We start from the raw sequence: 15,803 nt of genomic DNA, 5'->3' as shown, positions 1-15,803 counted from the left end.
CCTTAAGGTTCCCCGCATGGGGAACCTAACCGGTTTTCTGGTAGGAAGGTGCTCGCAGTTCACGCGGCGAGCTCCTTTTAACTCCTTACAGGAGCTGATTGTGAAAGACTTATTAAACTTTCTGAAAGCACAGCATAAGACCGAAGAATTTGATGCAATCAAAATCGGTCTGTCTTCACCGGACATGATTCGTTCATGGTCTTTTGGTGAAGTAAAGAAACCTGAGACCATCAACTATCGTACGTTCAAACCTGAGCGCGATGGTCTGTTCTGTGCGCGTATCTTTGGTCCGGTAAAAGACTACGAATGTCTTTGTGGTAAATATAAGCGCCTGAAACACCGCGGAGTTATCTGTGAGAAGTGTGGCGTTGAAGTTACTCAGACTAAAGTTCGTCGTGACCGTATGGGCCACATTGAACTGGCGTCACCAGTAGCTCACATCTGGTTCCTGAAATCACTGCCGTCTCGCATCGGTTTGCTGATGGACATGCCACTACGTGATATCGAGCGCGTACTGTACTTTGAAATGTACGTAGTGACAGAACCAGGTATGACTGACCTGGAACGTGGTCAGATGCTGACAGAAGAAGAGTACCTGGATCGCCTGGAAGAGTGGGGCGACGAGTTCTCTGCGAAAATGGGTGCGGAAGCGATCAAAGATCTGCTGACCTCTATGGATCTGCAAGCGGAAGCTGAGCAGATGCGCGAAGAGCTGGATACCACTAACTCTGAAACTAAACGCAAGAAAGTTACCAAGCGTCTGAAGCTGGTTGAAGCGTTCGTCTCATCAGGTAACAAACCTGAGTGGATGATCCTGACTGTGCTTCCGGTACTTCCGCCGGATCTGCGTCCGCTGGTACCGCTGGATGGTGGTCGCTTTGCGACTTCAGATCTGAACGATCTATACCGTCGTGTGATCAACCGTAACAACCGTTTGAAGCGTCTGCTAGAGCTTGCTGCTCCGGACATCATCGTACGTAACGAAAAACGTATGCTGCAAGAGTCTGTTGATGCGCTGCTGGATAACGGTCGTCGCGGTCGTGCGATCACAGGTTCGAACAAACGTCCTCTGAAATCTCTTGCTGATATGATCAAGGGTAAACAGGGTCGTTTCCGTCAGAACCTGCTAGGTAAACGTGTAGACTACTCAGGCCGTTCTGTAATCACAGTAGGTCCTTACCTGCGTCTGCACCAGTGTGGTCTTCCTAAGAAGATGGCACTCGAGCTATTTAAACCATTCATCTACAGCAAGCTGGAAACTCGTGGCCTGGCGACGACTATCAAAGCAGCTAAGAAGATGGTAGAGCGTGAAGAAGCAGTAGTATGGGATATCCTGGATGAAGTTATCCGTGAACACCCGGTACTGCTGAACCGTGCACCAACACTGCACCGTCTGGGTATCCAGGCGTTCGAACCTGTGCTGATCGAAGGTAAAGCGATTCAGCTGCACCCACTGGTGTGTGCGGCCTATAACGCGGACTTCGATGGTGACCAGATGGCGGTACACGTACCTCTGACTCTGGAAGCTCAGCTGGAAGCTCGTACTCTGATGATGTCGACCAACAACATTCTGTCGCCAGCATCAGGTGATCCGATCATCGTACCTTCTCAGGACGTTGTATTGGGTCTGTACTACATGACCCGTGAAAAAGTGAACGCACTGGGTGAAGGCATGTACCTGGCTGGCCCGAAAGAGGCTGAGAAGGCATACCGCACTAAGACTGCTGCACTGCACGCACGCGTAAAAGTACGTATTACTGAAACAGTGGTTGACGAAGACGGTAACAGCACGACAGAAACCAAGATGGTGGATACCACTGTTGGTCGTGCAATGTTGTGGCAAATCGTACCGAAAGGTCTGCCATTCAGCATCGTTAACCAAAAGCTGGGCAAGAAGCAGATTTCTAGCCTGCTGAACGAGGCGTACCGTAAACTGGGTCTGAAAGACACGGTAATCTTCGCTGACCAAATCATGTACACCGGTTTCGCATACGCGGCACTGTCAGGTGTTTCTGTAGGTATCGACGATATGGTTGTACCACCTGCGAAATACACTGAGATCGCAGAAGCAGAAGAAGAAGTACGTGAGATTCAGGAACAGTTCCAGTCTGGTCTGGTAACAGCCGGCGAACGCTACAACAAAGTGATCGATATCTGGGCATCGACCAACGATCGCGTTGCGAAAGCGATGATGGAAAACCTGTCTTCTGAACTGGTTCTGAACCGTGATGGCGAAGAAGAGAAACAAGAGTCGTTCAACAGCATCTACATGATGGCCGACTCAGGTGCTCGTGGTTCTGCAGCGCAGATTCGTCAGTTGGCTGGTATGCGTGGTCTGATGGCTCGTCCGGATGGCTCGATCATCGAAACGCCAATCACTGCGAACTTTAAAGAAGGTCTGAACGTACTTCAGTACTTTATCTCAACGCACGGTGCTCGTAAGGGTCTGGCGGATACGGCACTGAAAACAGCGAACTCGGGTTACCTGACTCGTCGTCTGGTAGACGTTGCACAAGACGTTGTGGTTACTGAACACGACTGTGGCACCGTTGAAGGCGTTGAAATGATGCCTCACATCGAAGGTGGTGACGTTAAAGTTGCCCTGACTGAGCTGGCTCTGGGTCGTGTGGTTGCAGAAGACATTCTGAAACCAGGTACTGAAGAAGTACTGATCCCGCGTAACACGCTGATCGACGAAAAATGGTGTCAAATCATGGAAGAGAATTCCGTGGACAACATTAAAGTACGTTCAGTAGTAACTTGTGATTCAGACTTCGGTTGTTGTTCACTATGTTACGGTCGTGACCTGGCGCGTGGTCACCTGGTTAACCAAGGCGAAGCGGTTGGTGTTATCGCGGCTCAGTCAATCGGTGAACCTGGTACACAGCTGACGATGCGTACGTTCCACATCGGTGGTGCGGCATCGACAGCAGCAGCTGAGAACAGCATCCAGGCGAAGAACAAAGGTTCGGTTAAACTGCATAACGCGAAATTCGTTATCAACAAAGACAGCAAGCTGGTGATCACTTCTCGTGCATCTGAGCTGACTATCATTGACGAATTTGGCCGTACCAAAGAGAAACACAAACTGCCATACGGCTCGCTGCTGAGCAAAGCAGACGGCGATGCGGTAGATACCGGCGAAACCGTTGCTAACTGGGAAGCGCACACACTGCCAATCATTACTGAAGTGGCAGGTCGTATCCAGTTCGTTGACATGATCGATGGTGTAACTGTTTCTCGTCAGACTGATGATCTGACGGGTCTGTCTTCAAGCGAAGTTACTGATCCAGCCGCTCGTCCGTCAGCAGGTAAAGATATGCGTCCGGCTATCAAACTGGTTGATACTAACGGCAATGACGTTATGATCCCAGGTACCGATATGCCAGCGCAGTACTTCCTGCCGGGTAAAGCGATCGTTAACATTGACGATGGTGCAGAAGTAAGCGTGGGTGACACGCTGGCTCGTATCCCGCAGAAATCTGGCGGTAACCGAGACATCACCGGTGGTCTGCCTCGCGTAGCTGACCTGTTTGAAGCCCGTAAGCCGAAAGAGCCTGCGATCCTGGCTGAACATACAGGTACGGTATCGTACGGTAAAGAGACCAAAGGTAAGCGTCGTCTGATCATCACTCGCGACAGCGGTGAGACTTACGAAGAGATGATTCCTAAGCATCGTCAGCTGAACGTGTTCGAAGGTGAGCGTGTTGAACGTGGTGACGTTATCGCGGATGGTCCAGAGTCTCCACATGACATTCTGCGCCTACGTGGTATCCACGCAGTAACAACTTACATTGCCAACGAAGTTCAGGAAGTATACCGTCTGCAAGGCGTTAAGATTAACGATAAGCACATTGAGACTATCGTTCGTCAGATGCTGCGTAAGTGTACTATTACTCACGCAGGTGACTCTGAGTTCCTGCCTGGTGAGCAAGTAGAATACGCACAAGTTAAGATTGCTAACCGTAATCTTGAAGCAGAAGGTAAAGAACCTGCACGTATCGAACGCGAACTGCTGGGTATTACCAAAGCGTCTCTGGCAACAGAATCGTTCATCTCAGCCGCATCGTTCCAGGAAACGACGCGCGTACTGACTGAAGCTGCGGTTTCTGGTAAGCGTGATGATCTGCGCGGCCTGAAAGAGAACGTGATCGTGGGTCGTCTGATCCCTGCGGGTACTGGTTTTGCGTATCACCAAGAGCGTCAGTCTCAACGTGATGCACAAAAAGAAGGTCCTTCAGCGGAACAAGCGACTGACAATCTGGCAGCGCTGCTGAACGCAGGCTTCTCTGCTGACGAGTAATCGTATCTCAGTATGAAAAAAGGCACCTTCGGGTGCCTTTTTTATTGCTTGCGATTGCGAAATCGATGTCAGCTATCCGCTTCTGCTGACCGCTGCTACGCTGGTGGCATGATACGCTGGCTAGTTATGCACCGGGCGGGATCGACAGACTGTCGGCAATCAATTGGATCAATTGGTCTTCGGTTTCAAAGCGTGATTCTAAAAGTTCTCCCACTTCAGACAAATCATCATCCAGGGTTTCCATATCATCATCTTCACTGACGTCAGCGTAGCGGTCATTGAAGTTGAGCAGTGGATCGGTGGTTTCGACGATTTCAGCATAAGTCTGATTGATTTCGTCGGTGGCGTGAAAGCCAGTGGCCTGCCACTTGTTCATCACCATGTCGTAGATTTTGAAATGGCCTTCAGAAATGTAATCGACGAGCTCTTCGCAGAAAAACTTCAGTTCGTCGGGAGAGGGGAGTTCAGTGACAGCAGCTTTTGTTGCACAGGGTTGCAGCGCTGCCAGTTTGCAGTATTCAACGATCAGTTGCTGCCTCTTATTGAGCCAGTGATCGATGACGTCACTTGAGCCGCCCCACTGTTCTTGCGTTGTTTTGAATTTTTTTAGCATGACCATGTCCTCATGATCGGATCATTAATAATGATCTATCCTTTGCCTATTTGTTATTGCGGTACAGTACAACTTATCGTCCCTAAGAGATTGAATAGATTTGAAATCAAATCCGTACAAACTCTGGTATGAAGTTAGATTGCCAGTAAAATGTACAGACTGCAAGCAAACAGGAGTGAGCATGTTAAAAAACAGTGACGCGAAAAACGCTTATTGGTGCGTTGTTTCAGGAAGTGAGATCTGGACTGTAGATGGAACCCTGCCTTTCGGAACCGCAGATCAGTGGGATCTGCCGACGGAGTCGGCGATCGAGATCGATCGCTATCAGGGTTTACCGGTTTATTGGCTCAATGCCGCGGATCTGGACCGGGATCTTGAGTTGGTATCACTGCGTGACATGCTGCAACTGCCGGAGGCAATTTTCCTGTTGGCCAGCAAAGCGATTCAGTATGGCCATATGAGCCAGAGCATGCGCTTTTGTCCGCAGTGCGGCGGGCGTAATTATCTCAATCATCGTGATATGGCAATGCAGTGTCATGACTGTCGTACGTTGCACTATCCGCGTATTTTCCCGTGTATTATTGTTGCGGTGCGGCGTCAGCAGCACATCCTGCTGGCTCAGCATGCCCGTCACCGCTCAGGCATGTACACAGTGATTGCCGGCTTTCTCGAAGTGGGTGAGACACTGGAGCAGTGCGTGGCGCGGGAAATCAAAGAAGAAACCGGAATTGATGTGCACAATATCCGTTATTTCGGCAGCCAGCCATGGGCTTTCCCATCCAGTATGATGATGGGCTTTGTGGCCGACTATAAAGCCGGAGAGGTCAAACCGGACTACACCGAGCTGTGTGATGCTAAATGGTTTACTCCCCGGACAATGCCGCCGGTTGCGCCGAAGGGCACGATCGCCCGTGAGCTGATTGAGCACACCTTGGGTGAAATCAAGCGTGATTACCCGGATGCTTAAAGCGGGTGCTGTGAACGGACCGCTAAAAAAAACCCTCCGTTTCGGGAGGGGGTAAGTAAGATGTCGTTATGAGATGCTGAGTATCAAATACCCAGTTATAGTTGTAGTTTTCGCTAGCGAACAAATTTGTAACATTGAATGACATCGTACGCAAATTAAGCAATGATTTAATACTTAATAACATGATCCAGGTTGCAAAGCTCCTCGTTACGTAGTGGCAATCAATGTTAGAATACGTCCCATTGCGATGATGTAACCATCAAACCATAAGCCTAAATAGAAGTGGAATACGGAATGACAGAATTAAAAAACGACCGCTATCTGCGCGCACTGCTCAAGCAGCCAGTTGATTGCACCCCGGTATGGATGATGCGCCAGGCTGGACGCTATCTGCCAGAATACCGCGCAACACGTGCGCAAGCGGGCGACTTTATGGCGCTGTGCCGTAATGCCGAGCTGGCTTCAGAAGTGACTCTGCAGCCATTGCGTCGTTTCCCGCTCGATGCCGCCATTCTGTTTTCAGATATTCTGACTATTCCGGATGCAATGGGCCTTGGCCTGCGTTTTGCGGCCGGAGAAGGTCCGGTGTTTGATCGCCCGATTACCTGTAAAGCTGATGTCGATAAAATTGGTCTGCCGGATCCGGAGGGCGAGCTGCAGTACGTGATGAATGCGGTGCGTCAGATCCGTAAAGACCTGCAGGGGGAAGTTCCGCTGATCGGCTTCTCCGGCAGCCCGTGGACTCTGGCGACTTATATGGTTGAAGGCGGCAGCTCAAAAGCTTTCACCAAGATTAAGAAAATGATGTATGCCGAGCCAGCCACCCTGCACCTGTTGCTGGATAAACTGGCGGATAGCGTGATCGAGTACCTGAATGCGCAAATCAAAGCCGGTGCGCAGTCGGTCATGGTATTTGATACCTGGGGCGGCGTACTGACTCCGCGTGATTACAACCTGTTCTCACTGCAGTACATGCACAAGATTGTCGATGGTCTGATCCGTGAAAACGACGGCCGCCGCGTGCCGGTGACGCTGTTCACTAAAAACGGTGGTATGTGGCTGGAGCAGATTGCTGCCACCGGTTGTGATGCGGTGGGTCTCGACTGGACCATCAATATTGCGGACGCCAAAGCGCGCATTGGTGATAAAGTGGCGCTGCAGGGCAACATGGATCCGTCGATGCTGTACGCTCAGCCGGAGCGGATTCGCGAAGAGGTCGCGTCAATTCTGCAAGGCTTTGGGGAGGGTGGCACCGGCCACGTCTTCAACCTTGGTCATGGCATTCACCTTGATGTGCCGCCGGAAAACGCCGGCGTATTTGTTGATGCGGTGCATGAGTTATCCAAGCCGTACCATAAGTAACTTTGCAGTTTGTAAATATAAGCGCTCGAATCAGGGCGCTTTTTTTTACTCTGTTCCGGTTCTGAGCGTGTGTGATCATGCCGCTGACCACAACTTGGGTATATACTTCACTTAATCAGGAAGGAGTGTGACCGCCAGATGAAAACAAGAGACAGAATTGTCCATGCCGCACTGGAGCTGTTCAATGAGCATGGCGAACGCCCGATGACCACTAATCATATTGCTGCGCACATAGAGATAAGCCCGGGCAATCTCTACTACCATTTTCGCAATAAGCAGGAAATCGTGCGTGAGATTTTTGCCCTCTACTCGAGCGAGCTATTAGAGCGCTTTAAACCTTTGCAGGGGCAGTACGAAACCCTGACTCTGCTTAAGCATTATCTTGATTCGATTTTTACCCTGATGTGGAAATACCGTTTTTTCTACGCCAATTTGCCAGAGATTCTGCAGCGTGACGAAGAGTTGCATCAGGATTACATCCGCGTGCAGGAAAAGTTGCAGGCTAACCTGGTGAACATCATGCAGGCCTTTGTTGACATGCAGTTACTCGACCTCAATAAGGAAGAGATGAAACAGCTGGTCACGACTCTGCATCTGATTGCCTGCAGCTGGCTGGCCTATCAGGCGGCCATGTCACCTAAAACCGACATCACCGAGCAGATTATCCATCAGGGCATGCTGCAGATTATTTCTGTGATGAAACCGAACGCGACCGAGCAGGGAGTGGAGCAGTTGCAATTACTGGCCGATGGCGTACGGGCAATGCATGCCTAAAAGGGATGATATATAACCTTTCATTCTTAGGCTGGTGGCGCGGATACTGATAATTTCCCATGTTAATACAAGGAATTAAAAGTAGCCTTCATTATGCATTATGACGTGTTCAATGGTGATGCCGACGGTATCATCGCTCTGCTTCAGTTGCGCCTCGCGACGCCGCTCGACAGCCAGTTGGTGACTGGGGTCAAACGCGATATTCAACTGCTCGCTAAAGTGCCTTTTCAGACCGGTGACAGTCTGACGGTGCTTGATGTCTCGATGGCAAAAAACAGCGCCGCGTTACAACAGGCACTCGCTGCCGGTGCACGCGTGTTTTACGCCGATCACCATCAGGCCGGTGATATCCCTCAGCATGATAATCTGCAAGCGCATATCAATCTGGATGCGAACATGTGCACGGCTTTGATAGTCGATGAGCTGCTGCAGGGCCAGTACCATGACTGGGCGATTACCGCGGCTTACGGCGATAACCTGCTTAAGGTGGCTGACGGGCTGGCGGCTAAAGCCGGTTTGAGGACCTCTCAGGCTGAGCAGCTTAAAGAGCTCGGCACCCTGATTAACTATAACGGATATGGTAAAACCACCGCCGATCTGCACTACCATCCGGCCGATTTGTTGCGTGCCCTGAGTGGCTACACCTCACCGTTTGAGGTGATTGCCGATCCGGACTCGGCCTATCATGTTCTTAAAGCCGCTTATGAGCGCGATATTGCCCATGCTCTGGCGCTGGAGGCGGTGCATCAAAGTCCGCTGCTGCGTGTGTTTGAACTGCCGGATGAGTCGGCCTCCCATCGTGTCAGCGGGGTGTACGGTAATCTGCTGGCCAATCAGCAGCCGGATCAGGCCCATCTGGTGCTGACCGAAGCCGATGAGCAGCATTTCACGGTCTCGCTGCGCGCGCCGCTCAGCAACAAGCAGGGTGCCGGGACATTGTGTGCACAGTTTGAGACCGGTGGCGGGCGTGAAGCTGCGGCCGGGATTAACCTGCTGCCCAAGCAGGACCTGACCTGTCTGATTGAAGCCGTTGAAGCTTATTATGGTTAAGCTATGGATGGTTAAGTTATAGCTGAGCACTATCACAGCGCGATGAAACAACAAAGGCCACTCATGAAGTGGCCTTTGAACTAGAGCGGATAATAGGACAGACGTTAACGACTCAGCCAGTTACGTGGGTTCTCGGCTTTACTGTTGCGGCGGATCTCAAAATAGAGTGCTGGACGGCTTTGCCCACCGGTATCTCCCGCCAGAGCCAGAGTTTCGCCGGCCGTGACTTTGTCGCCCTCTTTTTCATCAGTGACTGGTTGAATCCATACAAGGTCATATCGCCTTTGCCGTGATCCAGCAGGACCACCAGGCCGTAACCGCGCAGGTATTCGGCAAACACCACAGTGCCCGGATAAACCGCTTTGACCGCCTGACCATAATTGGCATCGATCACCATGCCTTTCCAGTCAATTTGTCCGGTCTGGCGCTCACCAAAATTATGCAGTACTTGTCCTTTCAGCGGCCACGGCAGCTTGCCGCGCTGCTGGCTGATACCATTCATAGGTACGGCATTGCGTTTGGCGGCTTTGGCGATTTCGGCTTTCAGACGGGTTTCATTACGCTGTAGCTCAGCCAGGTAGACTTTATCACCGGAGATACTTTGTTGAATTTTGCCCAGGGTTTTACGGCGGTTAGTCTGGGTGCTGGCCAGCTGGTCACGTTTATGTGTCTGCTCTTCCAGCAGTGATCCTATTTGATCCCGTTCCAGTTTCAGCTGGTGGTCACTGTCATCCAGTGCCTTGCGAGTCTGCTGCAATGCTTCAATCGTTTCACTGCGCGCTTTGGCCAGGTGCTGATAATACTGGCTGATGCGATCTTGCTGCGCGCTGTTGTTAAAGATATCACCCGCTGAACTGGCACGCTGAGTGATATAGTAGGTTTCAATCAGTTCGGCCAGCTGGTCGGCCTGCTGCTTACGCTGGGTTTCCAGCCGGGCAATTTTTTCCTGCAGCCGGGCAATGTTGGCATTGGCTTGCGCAAGCTGGTTTTTACTGGACTTGATCTGATTCTCCAGCGTGGAAATATCCAGTTCCTGCTGTTTCAATGACTTTTGCAGCTGATCGAGCTCTTTCTGCCGCGCCGACAGTGATTGTTGCTGGCGGGAAATCTCGTTCTTTACCCCTTTCAGCTCCTGCTGCGATGCGGCTTGCGTCGTAAGCGGCAGACTGCCGGCACCGATGACCAGCAGCCACAGACCGAATCGGGCGCGGGAAGCCATTTTGCAAGTGAATAACGTCATGTTTTTACAATAATCGTAATGGGCCTTGAAGCTGCCAGTATACCTAATGGTGCGTATGGCAGGTAAAAAGTTTGTCATTGTTCGGTGGCGGGCACAAAAAGGCGAAAAAAAACCCCGATAAATCGGGGTTTGATAACCGGTAAGCCAGGCTTACGAGAACAGAACTGCGCCAGACATTTCAGCTGGGATTTCCTGATCAGTCAGTGCCAGCATGGTTGGCGCCAGATCAGACAGTTTACCGCCCTGTTTCAGGGTAATGTCTTTGTTACCCACATAGATCAGTGGTACTGGCAGGTTGGTGTGCGCAGTGTGCACGCCGCCGGTTTCCGGGTTGATCATCATCTCAGCGTTACCGTGGTCGGCAGTGATCAGCAGTTGACCGTCTGCTTCTTTGATCGCTTCCACGACACGGCCGATACATTCATCAACCGCTTCACATGCTTTAACTGCGGCATCGTATACGCCGGTATGGCCGACCATGTCGCCGTTCGGGTAGTTACAGATGATCGCGTCGTATTGACCAGACTTGATCGCCGCAACCAGTTTGTCCGTCAGCTCTTTGGAGCTCATTTCAGGCTGTAGATCGTAGGTTGCCACTTTTGGTGACGCAACCAGCTGACGCTCTTCACCGTCAAACTCGTTTTCTACGCCGCCGTTGAAGAAGAAAGTCACGTGTGCGTATTTCTCAGTTTCTGAGATACGCAGCTGGGTTTTGCCGCTTTTCGCCAGCCATTCACCGTAAGTGTTTTCCAGTGATGCTGGTGGGAATGCACATAGCAGCGGAATGTCTGCTGCGTATTGAGTCAGCATCACGAAGTCGATCGCCGGGAAGACTTTACGCTCAAAACCTGCAAAGTCAGTCACGAAAGTGCGGGTGATCTGACGTGCACGGTCAGCACGGTAGTTCATAAAGATCACTGCATCGCCGTCTTGCATGGCTGCAGATTCCTGACCTTCCGCACGGATTTCAGACGCTTTAACAAATTCGTCGTTTTCTTCACGTGCGTAAGCCGCTTGCAGCGCTTGCAGCGCAGAATCAAAGGTGAATTCGCCTTGTGCTGCCGTCAGAACATCGTAAGCTTTTTCAACGCGATCCCAGTTGTTATCACGGTCCATCGCGTAGTAACGACCAACTACCGATGCGATGCGGCCTTTGCCCAGTTTAGCGAACAGCTCATCAAAGCGTTTTAGTGACGCTTCTGCGCTGCGTGGCGGCGTATCACGTCCGTCCAGGAAGCAGTGCAGGTAGATTTTCTCTGCGCCACGTGCTGCTGCCATTTCAACGGCGGCATAGATGTGATCTTCGTGTGAGTGAACGCCACCCGGAGACATCAGACCCATCAGATGAACGGCTTTACCTGCGGCAACCGCTTTGTCGATTGCAGCGACCAGTACTTCATTCTGCTGGAATTCACCGTCGGCAATCGATTTGGTGATGCGAGTCAGATCCTGATACACGATGCGGCCTGCACCGATGTTCGTGTGGCCCACCTCAGAGTTACCCATTTGACCGTCTGGCAGGCCAACGTCCATGCCTGAAGCAGAAATTAGGGTATTCGGATTGTTTGCCATCAGACCATCAAGAACAGGCGTGTTTGCATTGTTGATCGCGTTGCTTGAGTTGTCTTCACGGTAACCCCATCCATCCAGGATCACCAGAGCCATAGGCTTCTTAGCTGACATAGTAATGACCTCGTCAAATTCATAGTAACTAGAAATTAGCGTAATTTTACTACACTTTGCTGTGTTTGCAGTAGGGTAAGATCAATGAATTTCCCTATCAATGCAATAAAACGTTGCCTATTGATCAAATTCAGCAGCCCCTTAACCTCAGTGGCTTTAGGGCTGTTTGCCCCAGTTGTCTGAGGTGTTCGTTGTCTGAGATATCAGTCGTCACATATCTCAGTACACCAAGATACTGGTACCTATCACCGCCACGGCGGCTCCCAGCCAGGCAAAGCGGTTCGGACGTTGCCGGGTATAGACCCAAAGTATAGGCAAAAGCATGATAGGTGTGGTGGAAGAGAGCAGGGCAACCATACCGACATTGCCCTCGCGCAGCGCATACAGAATCAGGGTCATGCCAACCGCCATGGCGAGAAAACCGTTCACCGCGGTAATCACAAAAATACGACCGGTGATTGGGTGCAGTGCCCGGCTGACCTTAGCGCCGGTTGCGCGCAGCACACAGTGGGCACAGAAGGCGGTCATCATCCGGATGGCCGATGCTGCGACAGGGTCGATGCTGGTTTGCATCACCGGCTTGGCAATAATACCGCCCAGCGCCTGGCACAGTGCGGCCGTCAGGCCAAGAGCGACCCCGGCCCAGACGCTGCCATTCAACGTTTCCAGACTGTGGTTTTGTCCGCGCCGGCCAAAAAGATCGCAGTCAGTACGCCACTGAAAACTAACGCCGAGCCGAGTAATTCCAGGTTGCTCATACTCTCCTGAAACAGGAAATAGCCCATGATGGCGGAAAACACCGCATGGCAGGAGAACAGCAAGCCGGACTGGCGGGGGCCCATCCGGTTCAGGCAGGCAAACAGTGCGGTATCGCCGATAAAAATACCAATCAGACCGGACAACATCATCGGTGTTACGTCAGCCATAGCAACACTGGACCAGCCACCGGTCAGCAGGGCGATACTGGCCAGAATGACCGAGGTGCAGCCCATGCGCCAGCGACTGTAGGCAAATGTGCCCAGATGTCGGGCTGGCGCTACTGATAACAGGCTGGCCACGGCCCACAAAAACGCCGCAGCCAGCGCCAGCCACTCAAATCCCATATGGTTGTCCTTATCAGAAAGGGGAAAGAAAAGAGCACTCAATATGCCATTAACCACATGGAAAACAAAGTGAATTGACCGCAGGGTGGATTGGCAGCGCAATGGTTAAAACAGTGGCTTATGGGGCACTGACCGTCAGTCGTACAGTGCGATGGACGGTTAAGCGCAGTATAAAAGACGGGGGCCACACGCCGTGGCGCTGGCCCTATGCAGGGTTATCCTGTTCATAGCAGTACTATCTATTCAGATCAGGATAGCCACAGCGAGGTAGACAACCAGCAGACCGATAATGCCCAGTGCCAGGCCGGTCTTAGCCATATCTTTGCTTTCAATCAGGCCGGTCGAGTAGGCCAGCGAGTTCGGCGGTGTTGAGACCGGTAATATCATCCCAAGCGAAGCGGAGAATGCCACCACGACTAACAGCCCCTGCAGGCCTCCGGCTTCGGCCAGGCTCGGCATACTGGTACCAATGGCCGCTGCGATTGGCATTAACAGGTTAGCGGTGGCGGTATTGGACATGAAGTTGGCCATCAGCCAGCACACCAGAGATAAGGCGATGACGACGGCCATTGGTGACAGGGTTTCATAATGAATCGCATGCGCCAGTGCGTGGGCAAGTCCGGTCTGTTCCAGACCGATACCAATCGCAATCCCGCCGGCAACCAGCCACAACACATCCCAGTTGATCTGTTTCAGCTCTTCTTTGCCCATAATTCCGGTCAGAGTAAACACTGCCAGCGGAAGGATGGCGACCACGTAAGTGTTCATGCCGTGCAGCGCCGTAGTCATCCACAGCACTATGGTAAGCGCAAAGGTGACATACACCACAATCGCCTGCCAGCTGCGCTGGAAACGACCATCCAGTTTGAGGCTCATACTGGCCTGGGAAGACGGAAACAGTTTTTGTAGTAAAAACCAGGCCAGAGTGAGCTGGATCAGCACAAACGGCAGCCCCATCATCATCCAGGACAAGAAGCTGATGCTGTTATCGCCGGTCAGATACTGCAAGGCGATGGCATTCGGTGGTGTCCCTATTGGCGTGGCGATGCCGCCGGTATTGGCGGCGATTGGAATACACAGTACCAAGGCTTTAATCCCCAGGTCGCCTTTTGGCGCTGAGGCAACGATGGGGCCCAGCAGAGCCAGCATCATCACTGTGGTTGCGGTATTGGACATGAACATCGAGAACACGGACGTGATCAGCATCAGCCCGAGCATAATGAATTTAGGCTGACTGCCAAACGGTTTGAGCAGGACCCGCGCTAGGTTGTTGTCCAGTTCATATTTTGATGCGGCAATGGCCAGGGCAAAGCCACCCATAAACAAGATGATGATCGGTGAGGAAAAGGCGGAAAAAATATCAGTGTAGGCCAGCATTTGCCCCAGCTCGTGACCTTCAACCGGTGCCCGGAAAGCGTGCAGACCTTTGTTGGAAATCATGACCAGCTCGAGGGCGATGATCAGAATTGAGGTGGCGAATACCGGTACCGGTTCGAGTACCCACAGCAAAGCCGCGAGCAGAAAAATCGCCAGTAAGCGGTGTTGCACCAGAGTCAGGTCGGCGATAGGAATGGCATCGATCGGTAACATCAGCACCAATGCCGGCAATCCGAAACAAATCATCAGCCGCAATATAAGGCTGGTGTTGAGTGTCTGCATCGCGTCTTCCTTATCCAATCGAAATAACTACAGACAGAGTAAGGTTTTAACCGTGACAGGTCTTAGAGGAGTGGCAAAGTTTTACATATTCAGCGTCATGCAGATCAGGAAGTGTGCGGAGAGTCAAACGTCACCCCCGCAGAAAGCGAAGGCGACGTTGAGCGCTTAGGCTTTATGTGCGTACGCAGCACCTAACATAGTCGGCGTATTGTTCTGCATGGTCACATCAAAACGAATCGCATCTTTAGCAAACAGGTTAATCACAGTTGAGCCCAGTTTGAAACGGCCCATCTCCTGACCTTTTTTCAGTACGACCGCTTTATCACCGTCCGCCGGATAGTCCCAGCGGTATACGGTGTTGCCGCGCGGCGGGGTGACGGTACCCGCCCAGATAAGCTCGATACTGCCGACGATCGTTGCGCCAACCAGCACCTGGGCCATCGGGCCAAATTCAGTATCAAAGATACACACGACACGCTCGTTACGTGCAAACAGGTTTGGCACATTTTCAGCGGTCAGCGGGTTAACCGAAAACAGGTCACCAGGTACGTAAATCATCTGACGCAGTGTGCCATCACACGGCATATGAACACGGTGATAATCGCTTGGCGACAGATACAGTGTGGCAAAGTCACCGTCACGGAATTCTTCTGCCAGTTTGGCATCGCCGCCCAGCAGTTCCTGGGCTGAGAAGTCGTGACCTTTGGCCTGAATAAGTTTGCCATCGGTAATAGGGCCGAATTGGCTCACACAGGCATCGGCCGGGTGGGTAATTACCTCGTCACCAGCGGCAATTGGGCGCGCGCCAGCTTTCAGTTCACGCACGAAAAACTCGTTGAAGGTTTTAAAGTGCTTTGGATCTGAATGCAGTGCTTCGTCCATATTGACGTTGTACTGTTTGATAAACCAGCGAATGACGGCTGTGGTCAGACCGCCAGCCTTGGCTGAAGCCAGTTTACCCATCAGGCGGGTCAGGCCATGTTGGGGAATCCAGTATTGCAGTCTGACTTTAATCTTATCCATTGTTTACAATTCCAATGTGTTTAACT

At 51.7% G+C, this 15,803-nt stretch carries 9 protein-coding genes and 2 pseudogenes; 5 read left to right on the top strand and 6 right to left on the bottom strand.

Annotated elements, in window-relative coordinates:
* The first annotated feature begins 100 nt into the window (after positions 1–100).
* Positions 101–4,303, top strand: coding sequence for a DNA-directed RNA polymerase subunit beta' (rpoC, locus tag KNV97_RS17455; RefSeq protein WP_218562442.1), 4,203 nt, complete (start codon positions 101–103; stop codon positions 4,301–4,303).
* 124 nt (positions 4,304–4,427) lie between these two features.
* On the opposite strand, the gene rsd is transcribed toward rpoC, so the two are convergent.
* Positions 4,428–4,922, bottom strand: coding sequence for a sigma D regulator (rsd, locus tag KNV97_RS17450; protein ID WP_136487892.1), 495 nt, complete (start codon positions 4,920–4,922; stop codon positions 4,428–4,430).
* A gap of 175 nt (positions 4,923–5,097) precedes the next feature.
* Here rsd and nudC point away from each other — a divergent pair, with 175 nt between their 5' ends.
* From nudC to KNV97_RS17430, 4 genes are all read left to right on the top strand, one after another.
* The gene (gene nudC / locus KNV97_RS17445) at positions 5,098–5,883 is read left to right on the top strand and encodes an NAD(+) diphosphatase (RefSeq protein WP_218562441.1); all 786 of its coding nucleotides are present in this window, start codon (positions 5,098–5,100) and stop codon (positions 5,881–5,883) included.
* A gap of 294 nt (positions 5,884–6,177) precedes the next feature.
* Positions 6,178–7,245 (top strand): uroporphyrinogen decarboxylase, encoded by a 1,068-nt coding sequence (hemE, locus tag KNV97_RS17440; RefSeq protein WP_136487890.1) that lies wholly within the window; start codon positions 6,178–6,180, stop codon positions 7,243–7,245.
* Between the two features lie 138 nt (positions 7,246–7,383).
* Positions 7,384–8,019 (top strand): TetR/AcrR family transcriptional regulator, encoded by a 636-nt coding sequence (locus tag KNV97_RS17435; RefSeq protein WP_136487889.1) that lies wholly within the window; start codon positions 7,384–7,386, stop codon positions 8,017–8,019.
* Between the two features lie 93 nt (positions 8,020–8,112).
* Positions 8,113–9,069 (top strand): DHH family phosphoesterase, encoded by a 957-nt coding sequence (locus tag KNV97_RS17430; protein ID WP_218562440.1) that lies wholly within the window; start codon positions 8,113–8,115, stop codon positions 9,067–9,069.
* 104 nt (positions 9,070–9,173) lie between these two features.
* Here KNV97_RS17430 and KNV97_RS17425 read toward each other — a convergent pair.
* The 5 genes and pseudogenes from KNV97_RS17425 to asd form a co-directional block, all read right to left on the bottom strand.
* Positions 9,174–10,309 (bottom strand): annotated as a pseudogene (locus KNV97_RS17425) (murein hydrolase activator EnvC family protein).
* A gap of 150 nt (positions 10,310–10,459) precedes the next feature.
* Positions 10,460–11,992, bottom strand: coding sequence for a 2,3-bisphosphoglycerate-independent phosphoglycerate mutase (gene gpmM / locus KNV97_RS17420; protein WP_136487886.1), 1,533 nt, complete (start codon positions 11,990–11,992; stop codon positions 10,460–10,462).
* 219 nt (positions 11,993–12,211) lie between these two features.
* Positions 12,212–13,095 (bottom strand): annotated as a pseudogene (locus KNV97_RS17415) (DMT family transporter).
* A gap of 243 nt (positions 13,096–13,338) precedes the next feature.
* A complete protein-coding gene (locus KNV97_RS17410) occupies positions 13,339–14,754 on the bottom strand; it encodes an SLC13 family permease (protein ID WP_218562439.1) in 1,416 nt (471 codons plus the stop codon).
* Positions 14,755–14,919: 165 nt separating this feature from the next.
* Positions 14,920–15,777: an archaetidylserine decarboxylase gene (asd, locus tag KNV97_RS17405; protein WP_136487883.1), complete on the bottom strand. Its 858-nt coding sequence runs from the start codon at positions 15,775–15,777 to the stop codon at positions 14,920–14,922.
* Positions 15,778–15,803 lie beyond the last annotated feature (26 nt).

Origin of the sequence: Vibrio ostreae (genome assembly GCF_019226825.1) — a bacterium.
Classification (GTDB): Bacteria; Pseudomonadota; Gammaproteobacteria; order Enterobacterales; family Vibrionaceae; genus Vibrio; species Vibrio ostreae.
This window is presented reverse-complemented; position numbering and strand designations above follow the sequence as displayed.